The 252-nt window shown below is 61.1% G+C and carries 1 pseudogene; it reads left to right on the top strand.

Features of this window, described 5'->3' with window-relative positions:
- Positions 1–252 (top strand): annotated as a pseudogene (locus tag AC0IW9_RS31360) (elongation factor 4); the annotation flags it as partial.

Below are 252 nucleotides of genomic sequence, written 5' to 3'. Positions count from 1 at the left end.
CACGCATCCCGATCCGGCCGGGATCACGCAGATCGACCTGCACAATCCCGCCGACATGCCGGACGTGAACAAGATCAAGACGATCAGCGAGCCGTGGATCGAGGCGACGATCTACGTCCCCGACGAGTATCTCGGCTCGATCCTGAAGCTGTGTCAGGACCGGCGCGGTATCCAGAAGAACCTGACCTATGTCGGCGGCCGAGCGCAGGCGACGTACGAACTGCCGCTGAACGAAGTGGTGTTCGACTTCTA

The organism is Belnapia sp. AC561, from assembly GCF_979252845.1.
The sequence above is the reverse complement of the archived record's forward strand: the minus strand, read 5'-3'. Positions and strand labels throughout refer to the sequence as shown.